Raw genomic sequence first — 23,527 nt, forward strand, 5'->3', positions numbered from 1 at the left:
GAGCCATTTATTGCGGCTGGATGGCTGTCACTGTGAGCTTGCCGCTCTGGCTTTCGGCATGAAAGTGGATGGCATCCCCCACCTTGAGCCCTTTGAGCTGGGCCGGATCTGCCACTCGAAAGACCATGGTCATGGCGGGCATCTTGAGATTCTCGATCGCCTCGTGCTTGATGCCGACCTTGCCGCTCCCCTCATCGAGGCGGGTAATGACCCCCTTGGTCATCACCATTGCGGCCTGTTCGCTCATCTCACCCGTCTGGCTCATCTCGTGCCCTTCATGGTGCATCATCTCTTCGGCTTGCAGGTTGGTCTGGGTGGCAAGGCCAAGCAGCAATGTCAGGGTCAGCGTCTTGTAGTTCATGATGGTTTCCTCATCGTTCAGTCAATATGGATCGTGAAATCGGGTTATTCGGATTGCGGGTTCGCGCCCTTGCCAAGGCTGCGGCTGCGCCACAGGTAATAGGCCGCTGGCAGCACCAAGAGGGTCAGCACCAGCGCGCTCACCATGCCGCCGATCATGGGGGCGGCGATGCGCTGCATCACTTCGGATCCGGTACCGTGGCTCCACATGATGGGCAAGAGGCCGGCGATGATGGTGACCACCGTCATCATCTTGGGGCGCAGGCGCAGGGCGGCGCCGTGGATCACCGCCCGGTGCAGCCCCGCCTTGTCCGGCTTGCCGCAGGCTACGAGGTCATCCCAGGCGTGGTTGAGGTAGACCAGCATCAGCACACCCGTCTCCACCGCCACCCCGGCCAGGGCGATAAAGCCGACCCCCACCGCCACCGAGAGGTTGAAGTCGAGCAGCCAGAGGGTCCAGATCCCGCCCACCACCGCCAGCGGCAAGGTGGTGAGAATGAGCAGCACCTCCTGGAAGCGGCGAAACGCCAGATAGAGCAGCAGCACTATGATGGCGACCGTGAGCGGCACCACGTAGGCGAGGCGCGCCTTGGCCCGCTCCATGTATTCGAACTGACCGGACCAGGTGAGGGCGTAGCCCGCCGGCAGCACCAGCTGTTTGTCCACTTGTGCTTTGGCTTCATCGACGAAGGAGCCGATGTCGCGGCCGCGAATATCGACGTAGACCCAGCCGTTGAGCCGCGCGTTTTCACTGTGCAGCATGGGGGCTTCATCGCTGATGTAGACCTGGGCTACATCCGCCAGCGCGATGCGAGCGCCACTTGGCGTGACCACCGGCAGCAGCTCCAAGCTGGCTACAGAATCGCGATAGCTCTGGGGGTAGCGCAGGTTGATGGGATAGCGTTCGCGCCCCTCGATGGTTTGGCCCACCTCCATGCCGCCCACCGCGGTGGCGAGCACCGCCTGCACGTCGGCGATGTTGAGGCCGTAGCGGGCTGCTTTGAGCCGGTCGATATCCACCTTCACATAGCGGCCACCGGCCACCCGCTCGGCGTAGACCGATGAGGCGCCCTCCACCTTGCCAACGATCTGTTCGAGCTGCTGGCCGAGCTGCTGGATCACCTTGAGATCGGGCCCCGCAATCTTGATACCGACCGGGGTCTTGATACCGGTAGCCAGCATGTCGATGCGGGTCTTGATGGGGGGCACCCAGGCGTTGGTGAGTCCGGGGAAGCGGATTAGGGAGTCGAGCTCCTCTTTGAGCTTCTCCGGGGTCATACCGGGGCGCCACTGGTCCCGGGGCTTGAGCTGGATGCTGGTCTCCATCATCACCAAGTCGGCGGGGTCGGTGGCCGATTCGGCGCGACCCGCCTTGCCGAACACGTTCTGCACCTCGGGCACGGTACGAATGAGCTTGTCGGTTTGCTGCAAAATCTCCCGCGCCTTGCCAACCGAGATATTGGCCGCTGTGGTGGGCATATACATGATGTCCCCCTCATCGAGCGGCGGTATGAACTCGGAGCCCAGGTACTTGAGTGGCCAGAAGCCCGCCACCGTCACCACGGCGGCGACAGCCAGAGTGGTTTTTGGACGGGCCAGCACGGCTTTGAGCAGCGGCACATAGCCCTGGCTCAGCCAGCGGTTGAGCGGGTTGGCCTGCTCCGCCAGCACCTTGCCACGGATGAAGTAACCCATGATCACCGGCACCAGCGTGATGGCGAGCCCGGCCGCCGCCGCCATGGCGTAGGTCTTGGTGTAGGCGAGCGGGTGGAACATCCGTCCCTCCTGCGCCTCCAGCGCGAACACCGGCAGGAAGCTGATGGTGATGATCAGCAGGGAGAAGAAGATGGCGGGGCCTACCTCGATGCTCGCCTCGGTGACGATGCGCCAGCGGTTCTTGTCGGTGAGCGCCTCCCGCTCCATGTGCTTGTGGACGTTCTCAATCATCACGATGGCGCCATCCACCATGGCGCCGATGGCGATGGCGATGCCCCCGAGCGACATGATGTTGGCGTTGATCCCCTGCAGGTGCATGACGATAAAGGCCACCAGAATGGCGATGGGCAGGGTGATGACCACCACCAGTGACGAGCGCAGGTGGAACAGGAAGGCCAGACACACCAGCACCACCACCGCGAACTCCTCCACCAGCTTGCCGGAGAGGTTGTCGATGGCGCGCTGGATAAGGTCGGAGCGATCGTAGACGGTGACGACCTCTACCCCCTCTGGCAGGCTGCTCTTCAGCTGGGCGAGCCGTGCCTTGACCCCGTCGATGGTGTGCTGGGCATTCTCGCCGTAGCGCATGACGATGATGCCGCCCACCACTTCCCCTTCACCATTGAGCTCGGCCAGACCGCGCCGGCTCTGGGGGCCGGTGACCACATCCGCCACGTCGCCCAGCAGCAGCGGGGCGCCGCGCACATTGGTGCCGAGCGGGATCTGCTTCAGATCCTCCACGCTCTTGAGATAGCCGTTGGAGCGCACCATGTACTCCGCTTCCGCCATCTCGATGACGGAAGCGCCTGTCTCCTGATTGCCCTGTTTGATGGCGGTCTCGATAAGGGAGAGCGGGATGCCGTAGGCGCGCAGCTTGTCCGGATCGACCCGCACCTGATACTGGCGCACCATGCCACCCACGGTGGCAACCTCTGAGACCCCCTCCACCGTCTGCAACTCGTACTTGAGGAACCAGTTTTGCAGGGAGGTGAGTTGGCTGAGGTCATGCTTGCCGGTTCTGTCCACCAGCGCGTACTGATAGACCCAGCCCACCCCGGTGGCATCGGGGCCGAGCTGGGGACGGGCGGAGGCGGGCAGATTGGGCGCAACCTGGCTCAAATACTCCAGCACCCGGGCGCGGGCCCAGTAGAGATCGGTGTTGTCGTCAAACAGCACATAGACGAAGGAGTCGCCGAAGAAAGAGTAGCCGCGCACCGTGGTGGCCCCCGGCACCGCCAGCATGGCGGTGGTAAGCGGATAGGTGACCTGATCTTCCACCACCTGTGGCGCCTGGCCCGGATAGGAGGTCTTGATGATCACCTGCACATCGGAGAGATCCGGCAGGGCGTCCACCGGGGTCTGTTTGACCGACCAGAGCCCCCAGGCGGTGAGCATGAGGGTCAATAGCAGCACCAGAAAGCGGTTGCCCACGGACCAGCGAATAATCGACGGGATCATGGTTTTGCTCCTTGCTCATTTTGTGCAGAGAGCTGAACCTGTTTGTTGACAACGTAGCGAATGATGGAAGGGATCATGATTTCTTCTCCATCTCGGGCATCGTCATCTGATGCTGGCTATGGTCCATGCCTTCCATCTTGCCCATCTCATCTGCCGCAGGCTTGGCGGTGTCGTCAGTTGCTGGTGCCTTCTCCTGATGGATGGTGGTGATTCGGTACTCATCCCCCTCCTGTATCACCTGCAGATGAAGGGTCTGCCCCTCGACCAGCTTGCTGATATCGACCCCGTCGGCGACGGTGAACTCCATCTCCATGGCGGGCCACTGCCACTCGGGGATGGGCTGGTGGGAGACCATCAGGGTACGGTTGGCCAGATCGATGCTTTCAACCTCGCCCTGGGTCCACACCTGGGCGGGGCGCACTGCCGTCATACGCTGGAAGTCTGAATCGATGGCCGACTCGGAGTCGAGCAGGAACTGGGCCGAGCTGACGATGTTATCCCCAGCCTCTACCCCTGCCTTGATGGCAACCTTGTCGCCAAACTGGGGGCCGAGAGTGACGGCGACCGACTTGAAGTTGCCATCCCCCAACGCCAGCACCAGCCGATCCTGACTGCCGGTGCGGATCACAGCTTCGCTCGGTACCACCAATTGCGGCTCTCCCTTGCCCGCCTGAATGGTCACCTTGGCGAACATATTGGGTTTCAAAAACTCGTCCGGGTTGTCAAAGCGCAGCCGCACCTTGAGGGTGCGAGTAGCGGCATCCAGGGTCGGATAGAGGTAATCCACCTTACCTTGCCAGCTGCGGCCGGGGGCATAGTCGAGAGTCATGGTGACCGGATCCCCCACTTTCAGCTGGGCGGCTTGACGCTCGAACACCTCGGCACTGACCCACACCTGCTTGAGGGTGCTGATGTTAAAGAGCGCCGCTGCGGGCTCAACATACTGGCCCTCGCGCACCTTGAGCTCGGAGACATAACCGCTGCTGGGGGCGTAAATGCTGATGGTTTCGCGCACCTGGCGGGTGCGCTTGAGGGCCGCAATCTGATCCGCCGGTACCTGCAGGGATTTGAGCTTGCCCTCGGCAGCGCGCAGCAGCAGTGGGTTGGCCGTGTTGAGTGCCAGCAGGTATTCGTGCTGGGCGTTGACCAGATCCGGCGCGTAGAGCTCGTAAATAAGGCTCCCCTTGCTCACCTGCTGCCCCTCGCTCTTGATGGCGAGGGTGCGGATCCAGCCCGCCATGCGGGCGTTGATCGCCTCCAGCCGATCCTCGTCATACCCGACATAGCCCACCGTCTCGATCTGCTGGTGGATAGGCAGTCGCTCGACCTTAGCCAGCCGCACCCCCAGGTTCTGCTGGATCTCGGGGCTGATGGTGACGGTGCCCGGTGAGCCGCCCTGTTTTTCCTCATAGACGGGGATAAAGTCCATCCCCATGTTGTCCTTGGCCGGGCCGTCGCGCTTGTCACGGGGATCCATGGGGTTGACCCAGTAAAGGGGCGTCTTCTCTTTGGCGCTGGCGCCATCGGAGGTCTGTTTGGCGGCCCAGTAGCCGCCACCAGCGCCAAGGGCGAGCAGCAGGGCCGACATCAGGACGGTCTTGTTCATGACTGGCCTCCGGCGCGGATTTGCATGCAGAAAGTGCAGGAGGGTAATGCGCCCGCAAAGGCAGCAACCTTGGACGGTGAAAAGTGGGCTGGTGACATAATACGTCTTCTCTTTTGCAGGCCGCCGGTCGGGTGAGGTGCAAGGCATCACCCAAGGGGCTGGCGGCAAACGGGGCGCAGCTGTATCAGTGCGCACGGCTCCCTGTGAGCGGACCGGTTTGGCCGGGGCACAGGGTCAGGCAAGGCGGCAGGAAACGGGCAAGCCGAGGCTTGCCGCTGCCGCAAGAGAAGCGCTTTCTAGTGGCGTAACACCGACAGCATCAGATGTCGGCGCGGCCAGGAGGGAGGGTGAGTGCCGCGCGAGCGCAGGAAGGGATCCCGCAACCAGTTATCAAGCAGTGACGCTGCGACGTTGTTGCCAAGTAGCAAGGGAAAGAGCAGCAGGGCGACCAGTATCCCAAGCAGAGTCATCGCGCCGAAGGAGGGGGCATTGATGCCTGTCTGCATCTGGCACTCATCGCCCATGGCTGACCCCTCGTCTCCCTGATGGCAGGAGAGGGGCATGACATCGTCCGGGTGATCCATCGCGAGCATTGCATGAGAGATATCGCTATCCGCCATCGCCATGGATGAATCGAACATCACCATCGATTGGGCGCTGCTTGGGGTCGGCTCGGAGGAGAGGGGAGAACCATGCCAGCTGATGCAGAGAGTCAGATTGCAGACGAGCAGCAGCGCCAGCAATAGCCGGGCCAGAGCAACAGAGGGCAATCTTGCAGCAAGCTGGGTGAGTGACAATCCGAGCATCCTTAGGGGGGCAAGTTGCCAAACTCTAAACCTTGCTCGCACGAGAAGGTCAAGGCTTCTGCTGGCGCTGCTGCTGCAGGTAGAGGTCACTGTATTTTTCCAGCAACTGGTCTATCCATTGACTCATGCCGGGCGCTGCAACATGGGCTCCAGTTGTTCGAGGGTGCCAAGATGGGGGGATTGCAGTGAAACAGAAATATAGAGCTCACCGCGCTGCAGTGGCCACTGCAGATCAGCCATTCCGCTGCTCGGGTAATTTTCGCTCAAAAACAGGCGGCCGGAAGAGCGGCCATAGGGAACGAAGTCGACCCGGTCACTGGCCAGCAGGCCAAATACCTGCTTGAGGGAGTTGACCCTGTAGATGCGGGTATTCGCTTGTAAAAAACCATCCATTTCGCTGCCAAGGCTAACGCCTATCATCATGGCGCCCCGCAATCCGGTCAGATCCTCCCGTCGTTGCAGCAAGCGGCTTCCGAGTTGGCGCACGAACACCGCCATGTCATTGATGGCCATGGGCGTTCGGGTAAAGCGGGAGTAGTGCGCTCTCTCTTCGTTGCGCAGCGCACAGATATTGATGTCGACCTCTCCTTTCGCCACTTTCTGCTGACAGCGGGCCCAGGGGCCCACATAGGAGAGATCCACATTGAAACCCAACCGTTGATAGAGGGTACTGACGACTTCGGCACAAACGCCGATGATCTTGCCATCGCTCAGCCAGTTCCAGGGGGGATAATCGTGATGACCACAGGCGGAGAGGGTCGTGGTCGTCAAGGTCGTCGCAAGCCAGAGCTGAGCCAGCATATCCGGATCCTGTGCAAAAAAGTCTCGATATGTGTCATTGAAGCACACCGCAGACAAAAAAATACCCCCGCACGGGCGGGGGTAGTTTGTTATCGGTGGAACGCCCGTGGAGAGCGTTACGGCTTGGCGCGCTTTTCCGATCCTCTCATGATGAGGCGGAAGAAAAGCGGGATAAAGAAGATGGCGATAAAGGTGGCCGCCAGCATGCCGCCGATGACCGGCCAGCCGAGGGCGTGACGGCTTGCCGCACCGGCCCCGCTGGAGGTGACCAAAGGCACACAGCCGAGGATGAAGGCGAGCGAGGTCATCACGATGGGACGGAAACGCAGGCGCGCCGCCTCCAGTGCCGACTCGATGAGGCTCATCCCCTCTTCGTGCTTCATCACCGCGAACTCCACGATCAGGATAGCGTTCTTGGCGGCAAGGCCGACCAGGGTCACCAGCCCGATCTGGAAGTAGACGTTGTTGGTCAGCCCCACCAGCCAGGTGGCGAGCAGGGCACCGAACAGGGCGAACGGTACGGCGGTGATCACCGCAAACGGCAGGCTCCAGCGTTCATACTGGGCGGCCAGAATGAGGAAGATCATCACGATACCGAAACCAAAGGCCATGCCTGCGCTGCCTGCGGCCGCTTTCTCCTGATAGGCGGAGCCGGTCCACTCCAGCTTGGCGTCGTTGCCAAGAGCCTCATTGGCGACCTCTTCCAGCGCGGCGATGGCTTGACCCGAGCTGTAGCCAGGGGCGGGCTGGGCCATGATCTTGGCGGCCTGGAAGATGTTGAAGCGTTCGACCAGTTCGGGGCCGGTGGCATCACGCACCGTCACCAGACTGCTGAGCGGGATCATCTCCCCCTTGTCGGAGCGGACATAGACGTTGCGGATGTCGCTCTTCTTGGCGCGATAGTCTGCCTCGGACTGCAACTGCACCCGGTAGGTACGCCCGAACTGGTTGAAGTCGTTGACATAGACCTGGCCGAAGGTGGCCTGCATGGTGTCGAACACCGCGTTGATGGGCAGCCCCAGCGCCTTGGCTTTCTCGCGATCCAGATCCAGATAGACCTGTGGCACGTTGGCGCGGTAGGTGCTGGTGACGCTGGCAAACTCCGGGCGTGCCTTGGCTGCTTCAAGGAAGCGCTGTACTTCGTCGGAGAAGGCCTGGGCGTTGCCGGTGCCACGGTTTTGCAGATAGGCCTCAAGGCCACCTGTGGTGGACATCCCCTGAATGGGAGGCGGGTTGAAGGAGGCGACAAAGCCATCCGCCAGCCCCATCAGGCTTAAGCCCTGGAAGGTCTTGGCCAGCGAGAAGGAGTCCTGTCCGGCCCCCTGACGCTCACTCCAGTCCTTCAGGGTAATGAAGGTCATGCCGCTGTTGCTGATGATGGCATTGGAGAGAATGTCAAAGCCCGAGAAGGTGATCACATCCTTCACATGGGGGTTTGCCATGGCGATCTTGTCGAACTGATCCGCCACCGCCTGGGTCCGGCTCATCGCGGCCGCATCCGGCAGCATGACGGCGGAGATGAGGTAGCCCTGATCTTCGTTCGGTACCAGTTCGCCTGGCACTTTCAGGAAGAGGCCGTAGATGGAGAGGATCAGCACGGCGATGATGGCAAAGGCGACCCCCACCCGACGGTTCAGGAAGGCCACACCCCGTACATAGCCGCGGGTCAGCTGGTCAAATTTTTCGTTGAACCAGACGAAGAAGCGGGCCGGTTTGTGGTGTCCCTCTTTCAGCAACACGGCACAGAGGGCCGGGGAGAGAGTCAGTGCCACCAGACCGGAGATAGCGACCGAGACCGCGACCGTGATGGCGAACTGTTTGTACATCACCCCGGTCATGCCGCCCATAAAGGCGACCGGCAGGAACACGGCGCAGAGCACCAGCACGATGGCGACCACCGGACCGGAGACTTCCTGCATGGCGAGGATGGCAGCCTCCTTGGCGGAGCACTTCTTCTCGCTCATGATCCGCTCGACGTTCTCGAGCACCACGATGGCGTCATCCACCACGATACCGATGGCAAGCACCATGCCAAACAGGGTCAGCAGGTTGATGGAGAAACCGAGCACCAGCATGCCGGCGAAGGTCCCGATGAGCGACACCGGCACCGCGATACAGGGGATCAGGGTGGCGCGGAAGTTCTGCAGGAACAGATAGACCACCACGAACACCAGCACGATCGCCTCGAACAGGGTGTGTACCACCTCTTCGATGGAGATCTTCACGAACTCGGTGGTGTCGTATGGGATCTGGTACTCGATATCCTGCGGGAAGCGCTCTTTGAGTCGCTCCATGGTGGCGTGTACCGCATCGGCAACAGCGACGGCGTTGGCGCCCGGCTGCAGATAGGTGGCGATACCGATGGCCGGTTTGCCGTTGGCGCGGGCGACCAGGTCATAATCCTTGCCCCCCAGCTCGACCCGGGCGACATCGCGGACCCGGATCTTGGAGCCATCTGGCATGGAGCGGACGATGATGTTCTGGAACTCCTTCACATCCTCAAGGCGCCCTTTGGTCTGCACCGTGTAGGTGAAGTCGATGGGTGCCGTGGTGGGTTGGGCTCCGATCTTGCCCGCCGCGAACTGGGTGTTCTGTTCGCGAATGGCGCCGATCACGTCGCTCGGGGTGAGCTCGAGCTGGGCCAGTCGGTCCGGCCGCAGCCAGATGCGCATCGCATAGTCGGTACCGCCAAACAAGGTGGTATCACCGATGCCGGGAATCCGCTTGAGCTCGTCGATGATGTTGAGCAGGGCGTAGTTCGACAGATAGGTGGTATCAAACGAGCCGTTCGGTGACTGGAGGGTGACCACCTGCAGGATAGAGGTCGATTTCTTCTTGACCGTCACCCCCTGCTTCTTCACCTCTTCCGGCAGCTGGGCCATGGCGGCCGAGACCCGGTTGTTGACGTTGATGGTGGCCTGATCCGGATCGGTGCCGATCTCGAAGTAGACGTTGAGGTTCATCTGGCCGTTGGAGGCCGACCCCGACTGCATGTAGATCATCCGCTCGACGCCGTTGATCTGCTGCTCCAGCGGTGCAGCCACCGTCTGGGAGATCACCTCCGGGGTTGCGCCCGGATAAAACGCCGTGACCGAGACCACCGGCGGGGTGATCTGGGGATATTGCTCGATGGGGAGCGCCCGCATCGCCGCCAACCCGCCCAGCACGATAATGATCGAAATCACGCTGGCGAAGATAGGGCGTTCTATGAAGAACTTGGAAAACATACGGGCTCCTTACTTGGCCGCAGACTGGCTGACCACCTTGCCGGTGATCGCCTTCATCTCGTCGGCAGAGACAGGTTTTACCACGGCGCCGGGGCGAGCCTTCATCAAGCCTTCGACGATATAGCGCTCACCTGCCTGCAGGCCGCTCTCGATCAGCACGCCGGAGTCGACTGCCGCGCCCAGGGTCACCGGACGGGGCACTACCTTGTTGTCGGCATCGACCACCATCACCATGCGGTCAGCCTGGGACTGGACGATGGCACGCGGCGGCACAACGATGGCGTTTTTGCGGGTGCCCAGATCGATGGTCATACGGACAAACTGCCCCGGCAGCAGTACGCCGTCCTTGTTGTCGAAGATGGCGCGGGCACGGATGGTGCCGGTTTGGGGATCGACCCGGTTGTCGGAGAAGTTGAGCTTGCCCGCCTCCGGATAGAGGGAGCCATCGGCCAGACGGATATGGGTGCGCCAGGTGGTGGCATCCTTCGCCTCAATCACCCCTTTCTTTACCGAGTTTTCGAAGTTGAGGCGATCCTGCTCCGAGTAGGAGAAGTTGACGTAGAGCGGATCAAACTGGGTGATGGTAGTGAGCAGGCCGTTGTCGCCGCTGGTGGAGATAAGGCTCCCCTCGGACTGGGAACTCTTGCTCGCCATGCCGTTGATGGGGGCGGTCACCTGGGTGTAGCTGAGGTTGAGCTCCGCCTCTTTCACCTTGGCCTGAGCGGCCTGATGACTGGCGATGGCCGCTTCATAGTTGGCGATGGTGTCGTCATAGTCCTTGCGACTCACCACCTGACGCTTGAAGAGGGGAATGATGCGATCCCGATCGGCACGGGCCTTGTTGAGACGGGCCTGCTCCTGAGCCAAAGTCCCTTTGGCCTGCTCCAGTGCCACCTTATAGGGCTCCGGGTCAATCAGAAACAGCTCCTGACCGGCGGTAACCGGCTGGCCTTCCACATAAGTGCGCTTGAGCAGGATGCCACTGACCCGGGAGCGCACATCGATCTCGCGAAAACCGGCGGTCTCTCCCACCATCTCGGTGGTGAGCGGCACATCGGTCAGCTTGACCTCGGCGACCACCACAGGGACGGCGGGCATGGTCTGGGCCGTCTGGGTCGTCTCGCCGCCACAGGCACTCAGACCGCTGATCAGCGCCAGGGTCAGCAAGCTGCGTTTGTAAACCTCTCTTCCGGCATTGGGCACCTTCATCATCACACTCCTATTGGATCGATTTCGGCTGCTGCGTTCAGCATGTTTCTCCATACACATCATTAACTTCATGATTAAAAAAACAACTTCTTTATGATTGGAATGGGAGATGATAGGGCGGCAACCTTGAACACAACCTTCTCAAAGTGGCAATTAGGGTTGCCGATTGACGAAAAAAGTCTGACTTTTCCGATATGGGCGGGGGGCTTCGGGGATGTTCATCCAGGGCCTGGGCTCTTCGCAACCGTATCACGCTTGCCACTCCTTGCTGCAAAAAAATAAGGTGCCATAAGGCACCTTTTCTGGATGGGTTTTTTACGCCCTTTTATCGCGGGCAACCGCGAGCCGCTTCACAGTTTACGAATTCGTCGCGGCTCATCGGTTAATCTTGCGCCGTGTCAGGCGAAGCAGGCCCAGATGGGGGCGTGGTCGGAGGGTTTCTCGATGCCGCGCAGCTCGTAGTCGATACCGGTCTCGGTCACCTTGTCCTTGAGGGCGTCGGAGGCCATGATGAGATCGATGCGCAGGCCGCGGTTCTCGTCAAAGCCCTTGGAGCGGTAGTCAAACCAGGAGAAACGCTCGCACTCGGTGGGATTGGCGGCGCGGAAGGTGTCGGTCAGGCCGAACCCTTTCAGCCGCTCCATCCATTCGCGCTCGATGGGCAGGAAGGAGCATTTGCCATCCCGCAGCCAGCGTTTGCGGTTTGCCTCGCCGATGCCGATGTCGAGATCGGTGGGGGAGATATTCATATCCCCGATCAGCACCAGCTGGTCGTCCGGGGTGTGGTTGGTCTCGAGGTAGTGCTGCAGATCCTCGTAGAACTTCTGCTTGGCCGGGAACTTGGTCTCGTGATCCTGACTTTCACCCTGCGGGAAGTAGCCGTTCATCACCTTGATGAGAGAGCCGTCTTCGCGCTCGAAGGTGGCCATGATCATCCGGCGCTGGGCCTCTTCGTCATCGGTGGGGAAGCCTTTCTCCACCTTGACCGGCTTCTGCTTGCTCATGATGGCGACCCCGTAGTGGGCCTTCTGGCCGTGAAACTCCACGTGATAGCCCATGGCCTCCACATCGGCCAGCGGGAAGGCTTCATCGTGCACCTTGATCTCCTGCAGGCCGATCACATCGGGCTGGTGCTTGTCGATGATGGCTTGCAGTTGGTGCAGACGGGCGCGCAGGCCGTTGATATTGAAAGAGATGATCTTCATGTCCGGGATGCTCATGTCATTTTTATAAGTGGCTATTGGACTAGGAATCGGCGGTGGATGCAAGTTCGGGGGCTGTGACTGGTGCAGCTGCTTGGTAACCTGTTCACGATCCGTCGCGAGAGGTTGTCAGCAAGGTGAAGCGCAGCGCAGGAACCGGATTGTATATGTATACATGAGCACTCTTGGTTACAAAAAAGCGAGCAGCACATGAGCCTTGATCACAGCCTCGCAGTAGGATCGTGGACAGGTTTTCAGCGGGTCATCTTCTTGACGAATACCACCACAAACAGCGCCAGCGTAAAGCTGCCGGTGAAGGCCTCGAAGGCGGCGAAGATCCTGGAGAGGCCGACCGGAGTGAAGTCGCCGTACCCCAATGTGGTGAAGGTGACCACGCTGTAGTAGAGGCATTCGAGCAGGAAGATGGCGTTCTCTTCAAAGGATGCCTCTGGTCGGTAGATCAGGTAGTTGCCCGCGAAGTTGAGGCCGCAGAAGAAGTAAAAAATGCTGCAGATGAAGATGAGCAGCAACGAGAAGAGCACTACCCGCATCGGGGCCTCGCCGTAGCCACAGAAGAGATCGACCACCCAGGAGGTGAAGCGCTGGGCCGACCAGAACGGCAGTTGCAGGCGGCGCATGGTGAGCTCCTGCTGGATATAGTTGCCGGACATGGTGAAGATCCCCTGTGCCTCGGAGGCTTTGCGCAGATCCCGGTAGGTCTCTTCCGCCTCCTTGAACCAGATGCGCGCCTGTTTGGGATCCCGTTCACGGCGCCCCTTGCGATCCTGCATCACCCGTTTGCCGGTCTGCATGTTGTCGAGCCGGGTGTTGTGCCAGCGGATGCCGAGCAGGTTGACGTCATCGAGGGTGGCGCACTGGAGGTTGGCATCACTGAGATCGGCCTTCATCAGGCTGCCGCCCTTCATGCGCAGGCCGTAGAGGTGACCACCGCGCAGGTTGGCGCGATAGAGGTTGCACTGCTCCAGCAAAAATCCCTGATCGGACTCCTTGTTGACCAGATTGAGGCCAGCCAGATTGGCCCGTGACAACTGCAGGCCGTGGCAGAGTCCGCCAGCGCGGACGTACTGTTCAAGCGCCTCGGCGGTGTGAGCTCCCTGATGGGTATGGTGGGGATCATGCCAGTGGCAGAGATCGTGCTCGCCAGCCTCTTCACTGCAGTGGCGGCCATCGGCCACCAGATAACGACACATCGCCATCTTCATTTCCCTCGCATTGCCGAACTGGTTTCAGCATAGGCGGGGAAAGGGGGGCGCGGCGGCGTCTTAGCTGAACTGGTTGAACTCCTGACGCAGCTTGCGAAAACGCTCCTGCTGGGCCGGGTTGAGGGGGATGCCGTCGAGCACGTCCAGGGTGTCTTTGCACTCGGCACCAAATTCCGGACTCTTGCGGTTTTTCTGCATCAGTTGCAGCAGCACCTGGATCTTGTTGAGAGCCGCACCGGTATTGGCGGGGGCGCGGCGCAGGGCCTCGCGAAAATGGCCGAGGGCCTGCTCCAGCTCGCCGCTCTGATAGGCCTTGATCCCCAGATCGTTGAGCTGCTGGTAGCGCTGACGCCGCTCCAGCACCGTCTTGTCATCCCGGGTTGCCTGAATGCAGGTGGTGAGCAGCCGATCTTCGTCCTCCGCCAGCAGCCCTTGCAGGCTTTCGGCATATTCAAACTCGCCGAGCTGGTAGAGGGCAAGGATGGTCTCGCCAAGCAGGGCGGGGGGCATGGTGGCCGGTTCATCGAGCCAGTTCTGGTTGGCGCGATAGAGCATCTTCTTGCCCTTGAGCAGCTCGCCCAGCGCAATCTGCACCCGGGCCTGACAGATCTGCTCGAACACCGGGTAGTTGAACTCCGACATCATCAACGAGTCGCGGATGCGCGACAGGGCGGAATTGACCTGCTTTTGCAGGTTGGCGATGTGGTAGCTGTCGTTGCTGTTGAGGGCGTAGAGGGTCAGGGTCTGGATATAGGCTCCAAGATAGTGGGGCGTGCGGTGAATGGAGTTGCGCGACAGGTCGATCAGCGACATCAGCACATCCTTGGCCTGGGCGTAGTCGTGGCGCTGCAGGCACACCTCCGCCAGTCGTCGGGAGAGTTGCACCGACTGGGGGGAGATATCCACTGCCCGTCTGAGCTCCTGCTGCGCCTGCTCGTCATTGCCAAGGGCCAGCAGGGATTCTGCCAGCCAGAGGTGAGCCTCCACCATCAGTGGGGTATTTTTGAGGGTCGCCTGCAGATGGCTGACCGCCTCTTCGTGGAGCCCCAGGGTGTTGCACGCCTTGCCCAGCGTCAGGCGGGCCCAGCTGTTCTCCTGCCCGGCCAGCAGCTGGCGCATCAGGGCGCGCGCCTCCTGCGCCTGACCCAGCTTGAGGTGGGTATCGGCCTGCAGGCAGCGGCAGTAGTTGGCAAAACGGGGCACCGCATCGGCCCGCTCGGCACAGGCGGTAATGAGGGCTGCCAGATTGTCATCGGCCAGCGCGGTAAAGACGCTGGCCAGGGCGTTGCGCCGGGCGAGGGCACGCTTCAAGCGAAACGAGAACTGCTCCTGAGAGAAGGGCTTCATCAGGTATTCGTCGGGCTCGGCTTCCAGCGCGCTCAGTACCATGGCGCGGGAGCTGTCGCCACTCACCATGATCACCACGCTCTGGGGCGGGATCAGATCTTTGTCGCGCAGGCTTTCGAGCAGCTGGCGGCCATTCTCGCCAACCCCGAGATCGTAATCGATGAGATAGATGTCGAAACTGCCCTTCTGGCAGCGGCGCCGCGCATCCTCGGCGGTATTGGAGTAGGTGATGTTGCTGATACCCAGATTGAGCAGCATCGCCTTCATCATCACCTGAAACGAGCGCTGCTCATTGACCATCAGAATGCGTTGTGGCTTGGCTGGGCTCTTTTTCTCTGGCTCTTGTTCAGGTGTCTGCATCTGTCTGGGTCGAGGCGCTACGGGCTGATGAGGGAAAGTGTGCCACCAAAGCGCCCGAAGAGGCAATTGGCCAAGTTGTCGATTGCGAACCGTCTCCGTTTGTCCGCCTTTTGCCCGCGATGAGTGAAAGAAAAAGGCCCTGTTGCCAGGGCCTTGAACTCACCGTTTTTTCTCTGCCAGATAGGGAGCAAATTGCGGCGTGTACTCAGCCTTGAACCCCTGTTCGGTCTTGATGATGAGATAGACCGCCAGCTGGTGCTGTTTGGCAAATGCCATCCCCGCTTCAGGCCCCATCACCATCAGCGCGGTATCGAGGGCATCGGCCTCCAGCGCGGTCGGGGTGATGACGCTGGCGGAGACCAGCTTGTGGGTGACCGGCTGGCCGGTGGCGGGGTCGATGATATGGGAGTAACGCTGGCCATCCATCTCGTAGTAGTTGCGATAGCTGCCCGCGGTGCTGAGCGCCATGCCGTTGGGGATGACGATATCGGAAAACGCCCCCGGCTGATCGGAGGGTTCGACGATGGCCACTTTCCATGGCGAGCCCTTGCTGTTGTTGCCCTTGCTGCGCACCGCACCGGCCACTTCGATCAGGTAGTTGTGTACCCCCTTGCCTTCGAGCAGGGTGGCAATCTCGTCAGAGGCAGCCCCCTCGCCGAGGGTGGAGAGGTCGAGATAGAGATCCGGGATCGTTTTTTCGAGCAGGAAGTGATCCCCCTGCGGGGTCAGGGTCAGCTTGTCGATGCCCACCTTGTGGCGGGCGGCGGCGATGGCTGCCTCATCGGGCCGCTTGACCGGCCGTTTGTCCGGGCCAAAGCCCCACAGATTGACCAGAGGCCCCACGGTCACATCCAGCTTGCCGTCGGTCAGCTTACCGGCATCAATCCCCTGCTGGACTATGATGGCCATGGCGGGCGGGATGGCAAACGGGGTGTTGGCGGGTCCCTGATTGAAACGGGAGATGAGCGAGCCCGGATCGTAGGTGGAGATCTCCTTGTTCATCCGGGCCAGCAGGCTCTCTACGTCGCTTTTGAAGGCGGGCTCCCCACCGGGGTAGCTATCGCTCAGGGTCACCACATAGTAGGTGCCCATGGTCTTGCCCTGAATACGGGTCTGGGCAGGCGGGGTGGGCTGGCAGCCGGCCAGCGCCAGCAGCAGGGTCAGCAGCAGGCCGCGCAGGGCCGCCACGGGGGTTATCGCAATCATCCGGCGCTCTCATCTGGAGAAGGTTCATATCGGGGCGCTAGCTTAGCCAAGGGGCGCCCGCCGGGCGAGCCCTGATAGGGGCAATCGGAGGGAAAAGAGCAGAAAAAATTAAACAGTTTTGAACCTGTGGCGGGAGCGGGTCGTATCGTCCATCCGTGAGGGAGAGAGTGGCGAGTAGAGCACCGTCTGGTGACCTGGCCCGCAGCTTTGGCCAAAAGCCATAGCCGATTGAAGACAATTGAGTAAAATGAAGGTCGATTTAGACGGCATCTTTGCGAAGCGTTCACCGCATCCGCCAAGTCGTTGCCATCCATTGCCAATCAAAGGAGAAGATGATGAAAAAGGCGATTACCCTGCTGTTTCTGAGTACCCTGGCTGCCCCCGTGCTGGCGGATGAGTGTGCACTGGTCATCGAAGGCAATGATGCCATGCAGTACAACCTCAAAGAGATGAGCGTGCCGGCCACCTGCAAGGAGGTGACGGTCACCCTGAACCACACCGGCAAGCTGCCTGTGACCGCCATGGGTCACAACTGGGTGCTGGCCAGCACCGCCGACTATCAGACCGTGGCGACTGCCGGGATGAGCGCCGGGGCCGAGAACGGCTATCTGCCCAAGGATGATCCCCGTGTGCTGGCTCACACCAAGCTGATCGGCGGCGGCGAGAGCAGCAGCGTCACCTTCAAGACCGACGGTCTGGCGGGCAAGGATCTCACCTTCTTCTGCTCCTTCCCCGGCCACTTCGCCATGATGAAGGGCTCCTTCAAGGTCAACTAAGGTGCTGACCGGCATCGAGCCGGTTGCCTCAAAAGCCGGGATTTCCCGGCTTTTCTATTGAGCTATATATCTGACAGAATTGGCTGGCATCAGACGAGGTTTTTGTTCTAAAGACGCTGGAAGATACACGGAAATGCAATTAGTAAAATTGGTTCTCAGTTGTTGTTTACTCTTGGTGTGTACCATCGCCTTGGCAGCAGAACCTCCGGTAAAGAAAAGTCGTAGTGGTATATGTCATCCGAAAGGGGGGACTTATTACAACCGAACCAAGCATTATATCCCTTATGACACAATGCAAGCATGCCTCGACAGTGGAGGGCGGGCACCCAAACGTTAATCAAATTAGAGCCAGAGTGAAAACTCAGACAAGTCATAGCATTTGACATTTTTGGTAGCGCATTTTTTCGCCTCGGATTTTAGCCATTCAAATGCAGCTTTTTTATGGCCTTGGCCTTCAATCAAAATGATGACATTTTGTTCAGGAGCTTTGTTTGCGCTTTGTAAAAAGAAAGGAAATTTACGGTCTACAGAGCCGGAAACTTGTTGCTGATGAGGTTCAATACGAGTTAACCCATCAATTGGATGGTTAATTACAAAAGCACTGATTGCTTTAAGCCCATAGAGATCCTCGTAAGGAACTCTGCATTTGAATGTTTTGGCGTTAACTAATTTATTATCCTCAACATAACCAAATTCATTCAAAATCTCTCTAATTCTTTTCTGTAGTTGTTGATTACTTTTTTCTTCTTCAGTGGTGAGTTCTGGTGGTGCTTCGAATCCATCAAGTGTGTATTGCATAGGATCTCTCATCACAAAAGCTATGAGAGACCCATATTACTCCGAGATATATAACTTTCAATATTCGTGAGTAATTTTTAACCGCGGCAGATCCTATTTGAGAACATCCTGCAGGGTAAAGAAGGCGATGGAGGTCTTCTTCTGGCATTCGAAGTGAATGCTCTCTTCCCCGGTCACCACCAGCGTCTCGTTGATAGCCACCTCTTTGCCCTGCACGGCCAGCTGGCCGCTCAGCAGGTGACAGAGGTAGGTCTTCTCTGGCTCGAGGGTAAGGGTCAGCGGGAAGGGGAGGTTCAGTACCCGCACGTTGGCGCTGATGCGATCCGGATGGTAGATAAGCCCCAGATCGGTCACCTCTTTTTTCAGCAATTCGCAGTGGGTCTCCTCATCGCCGCTAAAGTGCGCCGCCTCGAAGGTGGCGTAGGGGTGGCCGTTGAGCACAAAGCCTGCCCCGCTCACCGGCAGCAAAATGCGCTGATAGCCGGGAAAGGGGGAGAAGGGACCCGCGCTCTTGATGGGGGCCGAGCTCAGTCGATAGTCAAAATCGAGTTTGGCAAGGCTGCTCCCCTTGGGTGAGATGAGGATCTGGCTGGTAGTGCCCTGCTGGTTTTTCCAGGGCATCTTCTGGTGGTCAGACTCTTTAATCAGGGTGATCACGGGCACTTCCTCACGATAAAAAAACGCAGGGAGCCGGGGACATCTGCCTCGGCTCCCTGATAGAGATTGGCGATGGTAAAGGCGATCAGCCCTGACCATCCAGAGCGGCCAGCCGTGCTTCCATGGCGGCGAGACGGCTCTTGAGCTCGCTCACCTCCTGCTCCAGCTCGCTCAGACGGTCGGCGGCAGGGGAGGCATAGGCCGCGGCGGGGGCGGCATCCATCATCGCCTGAATATCCACTTCGCCGCTGAACAGGTGGGCGTAGCGGGATTCGCGCTTGCCCGGCTCGCGCGGCAGCTTGACCACGTAGGGGCCACGCTCGATGAGCTGGGTCAGTACCGCATCCACCTCGGTGACATCATCGAAGCTGCAGAGGCGGTTGGTGCGCGAGCGCAGCTCCCCCGGGGTTTGCGGGCCGCGCAGCAGCAGTTCGCAGACGATGCCAAGCTCCTGGGCACTGAATTTCAGCTCGCCAAATTCGGTGTTGCAGAATCTGTGCTGGTAGCGGGGCACCCGGGCGTTGAAACCTGCAGTGTTGACCACCAGCCGCTTGCGGATCAGCTCGTCCACCACGGCGCGGATATCGAGCTCGGAGAGCTCCAGCACCGGCTCGCGGTTGCTCTTCTGGTTGCAGGCGTTGACCAGTGCATTAAGGGAGAGGGGATATTGATCCGGGGTGCAGATCTCTTTTTCAATCAGACAGCCGATGACGCGGGCTTCCAGTGGGCCAAGTACTAACTCCATTTCCTACTCCCTTCCAAATCGAGACATCAAGAGCCCCTATCTTAGTCATGGTCCGCGCCGCGTCTAGCGTTGTGCGCCATTTTTGCGAGCTGATCAGGGCGTTGGCGAAAGGCTCGCCAACGCCGCAGATCTCCGCTTTTTATCGCTGCCCCTGATAGAAGCGCGCCTTATTGGCATACATGGCGTCGTCAGCCACCCGGCTCAGCTCCGCCAGGGGGGTCTGGTCGCTGCTGCTCCAGCCGATGGCAAAACGCAGCGGGAAGCAGTGCTCCCCATGCTGCACGATGGCGTGCTGCTGGCTTGCCTCCAACCTGCCTGCCAGCTGCTGGCTGGCGAGGTGATCCGCCTCCGCCAGCAGCACGAACTCGTCGCCGCCGATACGGAAAATCTTCTCATCCTGACGGCAGAGGGTGCGCAGTTGGCGAGCCATCTGGATCAGCAGGGCATCGCCTGCCTCGTGCCCATATTGGTCGTTGGTACGCTTGAGGCCGTTGAGATCGAGCATGAAGAGGGCGAGGTGACGCTCGGGATGGCGTGCCAGCACCGCCTGATAGTGATGGAAGGCCTCTTCGAACGCCTGCCGGTTGGGCAGCCCGGTGAGGTTGTCGGTGCGGGCGACCCGCGCCAGCTCGTCGGTGAAGAGGCGCCCCTCGATACCCACCGCCAACTGCTTGGCAAACAGCCGCAAGATGGCCCTGTCTTCGGACTCCAGCCCTTCTGCGCTCACCATCAGATAACCAAACAGCACGCCACTTTGGCTACCGGGCAGAGTCATGATCTTCCAGAGTGCGTTATCCCACTGGCATTCGGAGTGTTTGACCTCCTCATCCATCAGTTGAGCCAGTTTTTCCTGCAGGGCATCCCGCAAGGGGGCATCGACCCCCTGGGTCAGGGAGTAGTGGGGCTGCCCGTCTCGGCGGATCACCAGTCCCCAGCGGTGGCCGGGATAGAGCTGCGAGAGCTGCAGCAGGGCGGAGCTGGCCAGCTCGGCAATATCGATATCCAGCTGCTGATGCAGACCGAACTGCAACCAGGATTGCAGGATATGGCGGCTGCGCTCCTCCCGGCTCAGGGCCGAGCGCAGGGCGGTCGTTTGCGAGGCAACCTCTTGCTCCAGTTCGTCGTTGAAGCCGAGCAGCCGCTGGTTGAAGGCCTCTTTCTCGCTATTGGCCTGCTGCAGCTGTTCATTTTGCTGATAGAGCGCCCGCACCTGATCCGAGATGGTGCTGGCCATCTCTTGCAGCAGCTGGCGCACCTCGTCGTACTCCACAAAGCGCAGCGGCGCCTGCCGTTGCTGGTAGTTGCCCTTGCCATAGCTGCGCACCAGCGCGGCCAGCGAGCGCAGCGGTCGGGTGAGCCAGCGGGTGAGCCAGACGCAGCCGATGGCCACCAGCAGCAACATGACGGCGATGCTGACGGTCAGCAGCTGTTGGGATTTGTTGAGCTCGCTGACCCTGTCATTGCTGTAGCTGTAGAGGGTGATGGTGGGGGTGATCTCCTGCTCCAGCTGGGGCCAGCCAATAGCCAGGGGCTGCGCCATCTTGCTTGGCTCCCTGTCATCCATCGCGTTGGCGTTCTGGTGAGCCCCTTCGTAAAGACGGTTCTCGCCCTGGGAGATCACCAGATATTCGCTCCCCTTGAGATAGGGTTCCAGCAACTGGGCCATCTGCCGCCAGGGGAGAATGGTCATCACGAAGCCGGAAGGGGTCTGCATCACCCCTGCTCGCTGGTGGTTGCGATAGATGGGGGCCACCAGCGCCAGCCCGCCACTGCGGTTTTGCTCCATGTCGTCGACCAGTACGGGATCATTGACGGGGAGCAGCAGATGCTTGCCCTGTTTCGCCTCGCGGGTCTTGCCCCAGGCCATCAGCTGCGGCATCAGGTCGCTCGACTCGAGGTGGGAGGCCTGGCCATTGATGTACTCCACCACCAACCCCTTGTCATCGATGAGGTAGGCCGAGGTGAGCAGGCTGTTGGATTTGACAAAGGTGGCCAGCGCCAGCCGGGCATGGCTGGAGAAGAGAAAGTTGTCGAGGGCCTGATGGAGCACCCGATCCTGGCTGAGCTGATTGAGCTGGGTGCCGATCAGCTCGCTGCGAAAGCGGGCCTCGCGGGTCATGCTGGTGAGGGCCCGCTCCAGCTGCGATTGCTCGCTCTGGGCGATGATTTGGTGCTGGCGGATCAGCAGCACAGTGCTGGCCAGCAGTGCCGGCAGCAAGGCGACGGTGAACAGGATGATGATGAGGGTCGGGCCGAGCCGAAAGGTGCGATGTTTCATGGTGTTTTGACCTGCCGGTACTGCTGATCGGCCAGCTGCTGCATATAGCGGGCGGTGTCGGCGGCACTGATCCCCTCTTTAAAGCGCTCGAACCCTTTCTCCATCGCTTGCCAGGCGATGGACATGGCGCTGTCGGAGGGCATGGGGGTACTGAGGGTGAACTGTTCCAGCAGCACTTTTTCCTGAGGCGTGGGACGGCGGCTGATGGCGGTAAAAGCCTGCTGATTGACCGGCAGCAGCGCCCCCTGATGATAGATGAACTGCTGAATATCCTGACGCTGGATAAAGGCCATCAATGCCTTGATGACGGGTTTCCTATCCTCATCATCCATCGCCCAGCGGGAGGCTCCCATCACGTAGGCGCCGCTCATGGAGTGCATGGGATGGCTTTGCCAGCGGGGCAGCAGGGCAACGCCCAGCTTATCCCCCATGTTCTTCACCAGATCGTTGAAGGCCCAGTCCCCATTGATGAGGTAGGCGCTCTTGCCCTCATTGAAGCGGGTGAGGGCGGTGTCATAGTCGCACTCGGGATCGACCCACTGTTCGCTGACGACGGTGCGGTAGGCCTCCAGTGCCTGCACCATGGCCGGGCTGTCGAGGGTGATGCGCCCTTCGGTCACCGGCGAGCCGCCAAAGGTGTGTAAAAAGGCGGCGAAGTAGTACATGTCGTGATAGGGCAAGCTGACGGGGTAGACCCCTTTGGCCTTGAGAGCCGGGGTGATAGCAGTCAGTTGCTGCCATTGGGTCACCGGAGTCGAGACCAGCGCCTTGTTGTAAAACAGCATCAGATGGTTGCCCTGCATCATGGGCATGCCCCAGCGTTGCCGATCCAGGGTGACATAACGCAAGGCGCTGGCCATCAGCGCGGGGGAAAACCACTCGGTCAGGAGCGGGGCGAGGGTCATCTGGCGATAGAGGCCGATAAAATCGGAGGGGATTAGCATCAGGTCGGGCAGCCCCCTGGCCTGAGCTGCCAGCAGGAGATCCGCCTTGATCTTGCCCGGCTCAATCTGGGTGACTCGCACTCTGTGGTTCCCCTCCTGATTGAAGCGGGCGATCACGTCGTCGATCACGTAACCGGCTTGCTGGGAGTGCCACAGCTCCAGTTCAGGCTCCTGAGCCTGCAGGGGGTGGCTCAATGCGAACAGGCAAAGCAGCAAGAGATGATAAAAAGATCGTTTTCTGCTCATGTTATCATCACCGTTATTCCCTGAATTCCAAGGGAAAAATGTAACAAACTACCGGCAAGATCGGTAGGCTCGGGTGTCAACTAATTGACTGAAACAACAAAAAGCCCGGCGCGTGGGCCGGGCTGGGGGATAAATTGCTTATCCGCATATTCTTCGAGGCATCTATTGTGGATGTTGTTTGAGGATGTCGTATATCTCCTCTTTCAGTTTGAGTTTCTGTTTTTTCAGATCTCTCACCTCGGCGCTATAGTCGCTGGCGTGATGCTTTTCCAACTTTCTAATCTCCGCATCCAGGTCGTTGTGCAAGTCAAACTTCTTCTGGAAATGGACATCACTGCTCTTCAGTTTCGAGATGAGTTCTCTGTACTCTGGGAACATGTAATGGAGCCTCCTTGGTTTCGTTTGATTGTGCCTGTAAGACCAAAGCTACCCCTTAGTGTCGGGGATAAATGTGATCCTGATCGGATTTGGGGGCAATGATTTGGAGTATTCGGCGGGATATTTATAACTTGTTGAATCAAAACAAGATAAGTGATTTGTCAATCTGAATGGTGCGCCAAAC

Annotated in this window: 19 protein-coding genes; 2 read left to right on the forward strand and 17 right to left on the reverse strand. The window is 59.9% G+C overall.

Going from position 1 to position 23,527, the window contains the following annotated elements; genetic code table 11:
- Positions 1-7: 7 nt before the first annotated feature.
- The 11 genes from ACTG19_RS20605 to ACTG19_RS20655 all read right to left on the reverse strand — a co-directional run bounded on the left by ACTG19_RS20605 (position 8) and on the right by ACTG19_RS20655 (position 16,521).
- Positions 8-361: a copper-binding protein gene (locus ACTG19_RS20605; protein ID WP_042656965.1), complete on the reverse strand. Its 354-nt coding sequence runs from the start codon at positions 359-361 to the stop codon at positions 8-10.
- A 44-nt stretch (positions 362-405) separates the two neighbouring features.
- Positions 406-3,534, reverse strand: coding sequence for an efflux RND transporter permease subunit (locus ACTG19_RS20610; RefSeq protein ID WP_439989515.1), 3,129 nt, complete (start codon positions 3,532-3,534; stop codon positions 406-408).
- A gap of 73 nt (positions 3,535-3,607) precedes the next feature.
- A complete protein-coding gene (locus ACTG19_RS20615; RefSeq protein WP_439989516.1) occupies positions 3,608-5,140 on the reverse strand; it encodes an efflux RND transporter periplasmic adaptor subunit in 1,533 nt (510 codons plus the stop codon).
- Between the two features lie 296 nt (positions 5,141-5,436).
- Positions 5,437-5,937 (reverse strand): hypothetical protein, encoded by a 501-nt coding sequence (locus tag ACTG19_RS20620; protein ID WP_439970864.1) that lies wholly within the window; start codon positions 5,935-5,937, stop codon positions 5,437-5,439.
- Between the two features lie 132 nt (positions 5,938-6,069).
- Positions 6,070-6,747, reverse strand: coding sequence for a substrate-binding periplasmic protein (locus tag ACTG19_RS20625; RefSeq protein WP_439989517.1), 678 nt, complete (start codon positions 6,745-6,747; stop codon positions 6,070-6,072).
- Between the two features lie 116 nt (positions 6,748-6,863).
- The gene (locus tag ACTG19_RS20630; protein ID WP_439989518.1) at positions 6,864-9,974 is read right to left on the reverse strand and encodes an efflux RND transporter permease subunit; all 3,111 of its coding nucleotides are present in this window, start codon (positions 9,972-9,974) and stop codon (positions 6,864-6,866) included.
- A gap of 9 nt (positions 9,975-9,983) precedes the next feature.
- Positions 9,984-11,183 carry an efflux RND transporter periplasmic adaptor subunit gene (locus ACTG19_RS20635; protein WP_005353223.1) on the reverse strand — a complete coding sequence of 400 codons (1,200 nt, stop codon included), beginning with the start codon at positions 11,181-11,183 and terminating at the stop codon, positions 9,984-9,986.
- 398 nt (positions 11,184-11,581) lie between these two features.
- Positions 11,582-12,388 carry an exodeoxyribonuclease III gene (xthA, locus tag ACTG19_RS20640; RefSeq protein WP_005337776.1) on the reverse strand — a complete coding sequence of 269 codons (807 nt, stop codon included), beginning with the start codon at positions 12,386-12,388 and terminating at the stop codon, positions 11,582-11,584.
- A 251-nt stretch (positions 12,389-12,639) separates the two neighbouring features.
- Positions 12,640-13,602: an ion channel gene (locus ACTG19_RS20645; RefSeq protein ID WP_139493962.1), complete on the reverse strand. Its 963-nt coding sequence runs from the start codon at positions 13,600-13,602 to the stop codon at positions 12,640-12,642.
- A gap of 66 nt (positions 13,603-13,668) precedes the next feature.
- Entirely contained in the window at positions 13,669-15,315 is a 1,647-nt protein-coding gene (locus ACTG19_RS20650) for a tetratricopeptide repeat-containing response regulator (RefSeq protein WP_005361691.1), read from the reverse strand.
- Between the two features lie 159 nt (positions 15,316-15,474).
- Complete coding sequence (locus ACTG19_RS20655) at positions 15,475-16,521, reverse strand: FAD:protein FMN transferase (RefSeq protein WP_439989519.1); 1,047 nt, start codon at positions 16,519-16,521, stop codon at positions 15,475-15,477.
- A 335-nt stretch (positions 16,522-16,856) separates the two neighbouring features.
- Between ACTG19_RS20655 and azu the strand changes: the two genes are divergently transcribed.
- Both azu and ACTG19_RS20665 read left to right on the forward strand, forming a co-directional pair.
- Complete coding sequence (gene azu, locus ACTG19_RS20660; protein WP_005337768.1) at positions 16,857-17,297, forward strand: azurin; 441 nt, start codon at positions 16,857-16,859, stop codon at positions 17,295-17,297.
- 133 nt (positions 17,298-17,430) lie between these two features.
- Positions 17,431-17,634 (forward strand): hypothetical protein, encoded by a 204-nt coding sequence (locus ACTG19_RS20665; RefSeq protein ID WP_083249997.1) that lies wholly within the window; start codon positions 17,431-17,433, stop codon positions 17,632-17,634.
- A 5-nt stretch (positions 17,635-17,639) separates the two neighbouring features.
- Here ACTG19_RS20665 and ACTG19_RS20670 read toward each other — a convergent pair whose 3' ends face one another.
- The 6 genes from ACTG19_RS20670 to ACTG19_RS20695 form a co-directional block, all read right to left on the reverse strand.
- Positions 17,640-18,095 (reverse strand): PD-(D/E)XK nuclease superfamily protein, encoded by a 456-nt coding sequence (locus ACTG19_RS20670; protein ID WP_181221700.1) that lies wholly within the window; start codon positions 18,093-18,095, stop codon positions 17,640-17,642.
- Positions 18,096-18,188: 93 nt separating this feature from the next.
- Complete coding sequence (locus tag ACTG19_RS20675; protein WP_335831464.1) at positions 18,189-18,752, reverse strand: HutD family protein; 564 nt, start codon at positions 18,750-18,752, stop codon at positions 18,189-18,191.
- An 85-nt stretch (positions 18,753-18,837) separates the two neighbouring features.
- On the reverse strand, positions 18,838-19,497 hold the full coding sequence (locus ACTG19_RS20680) for a YceH family protein (protein WP_005361682.1): 660 nt from the start codon (positions 19,495-19,497) through the stop codon (positions 18,838-18,840).
- 139 nt (positions 19,498-19,636) lie between these two features.
- Positions 19,637-21,775: a diguanylate cyclase domain-containing protein gene (locus ACTG19_RS20685; protein WP_439989520.1), complete on the reverse strand. Its 2,139-nt coding sequence runs from the start codon at positions 21,773-21,775 to the stop codon at positions 19,637-19,639.
- A complete protein-coding gene (locus ACTG19_RS20690; protein ID WP_439989521.1) occupies positions 21,772-22,965 on the reverse strand; it encodes a sugar ABC transporter substrate-binding protein in 1,194 nt (397 codons plus the stop codon). The genes ACTG19_RS20685 and ACTG19_RS20690 overlap by 4 nt, the downstream gene beginning before the upstream one ends.
- 162 nt (positions 22,966-23,127) lie before the next feature.
- On the reverse strand, positions 23,128-23,343 hold the full coding sequence (locus tag ACTG19_RS20695; RefSeq protein ID WP_005337763.1) for a YdcH family protein: 216 nt from the start codon (positions 23,341-23,343) through the stop codon (positions 23,128-23,130).
- Between the last annotated feature and the right edge of the window lie 184 nt (positions 23,344-23,527).

Origin of the sequence: Aeromonas sp. 3P, from assembly GCF_051919745.1 — a bacterium.
Lineage (GTDB): Bacteria > Pseudomonadota > Gammaproteobacteria > Enterobacterales > Aeromonadaceae > Aeromonas > Aeromonas veronii.

Bases quoted from the DNA above. Each gene is read 5' to 3' on its own strand.
- azu (WP_005337768.1), top strand. From the start codon at position 16,857: ATGAAAAAGGCGATTACCCTGCTGTTTCTGAGTACCCTGGCTGCCCCC.
- ACTG19_RS20610 (WP_439989515.1), bottom strand. From the start codon at position 3,534: ATGATCCCGTCGATTATTCGCTGGTCCGTGGGCAACCGCTTTCTGGTG.
- ACTG19_RS20670 (WP_181221700.1), bottom strand. From the start codon at position 18,095: ATGCAATACACACTTGATGGATTCGAAGCACCACCAGAACTCACCACT.
- ACTG19_RS20630 (WP_439989518.1), bottom strand. From the start codon at position 9,974: ATGTTTTCCAAGTTCTTCATAGAACGCCCTATCTTCGCCAGCGTGATT.
- ACTG19_RS20625 (WP_439989517.1), bottom strand. From the start codon at position 6,747: ATGCTGGCTCAGCTCTGGCTTGCGACGACCTTGACGACCACGACCCTC.
- ACTG19_RS20665 (WP_083249997.1), top strand. From the start codon at position 17,431: ATGCAATTAGTAAAATTGGTTCTCAGTTGTTGTTTACTCTTGGTGTGT.
- xthA (WP_005337776.1), bottom strand. From the start codon at position 12,388: ATGAAGATCATCTCTTTCAATATCAACGGCCTGCGCGCCCGTCTGCAC.
- ACTG19_RS20655 (WP_439989519.1), bottom strand. From the start codon at position 16,521: ATGATTGCGATAACCCCCGTGGCGGCCCTGCGCGGCCTGCTGCTGACC.
- ACTG19_RS20690 (WP_439989521.1), bottom strand. From the start codon at position 22,965: ATGAGCAGAAAACGATCTTTTTATCATCTCTTGCTGCTTTGCCTGTTC.
- ACTG19_RS20685 (WP_439989520.1), bottom strand. From the start codon at position 21,775: ATGAAACATCGCACCTTTCGGCTCGGCCCGACCCTCATCATCATCCTG.
- ACTG19_RS20615 (WP_439989516.1), bottom strand. From the start codon at position 5,140: ATGAACAAGACCGTCCTGATGTCGGCCCTGCTGCTCGCCCTTGGCGCT.
- ACTG19_RS20650 (WP_005361691.1), bottom strand. From the start codon at position 15,315: ATGCAGACACCTGAACAAGAGCCAGAGAAAAAGAGCCCAGCCAAGCCA.
- ACTG19_RS20635 (WP_005353223.1), bottom strand. From the start codon at position 11,183: ATGAAGGTGCCCAATGCCGGAAGAGAGGTTTACAAACGCAGCTTGCTG.
- ACTG19_RS20695 (WP_005337763.1), bottom strand. From the start codon at position 23,343: ATGTTCCCAGAGTACAGAGAACTCATCTCGAAACTGAAGAGCAGTGAT.
- ACTG19_RS20605 (WP_042656965.1), bottom strand. From the start codon at position 361: ATGAACTACAAGACGCTGACCCTGACATTGCTGCTTGGCCTTGCCACC.
- ACTG19_RS20645 (WP_139493962.1), bottom strand. From the start codon at position 13,602: ATGGCGATGTGTCGTTATCTGGTGGCCGATGGCCGCCACTGCAGTGAA.
- ACTG19_RS20680 (WP_005361682.1), bottom strand. From the start codon at position 19,497: ATGGAGTTAGTACTTGGCCCACTGGAAGCCCGCGTCATCGGCTGTCTG.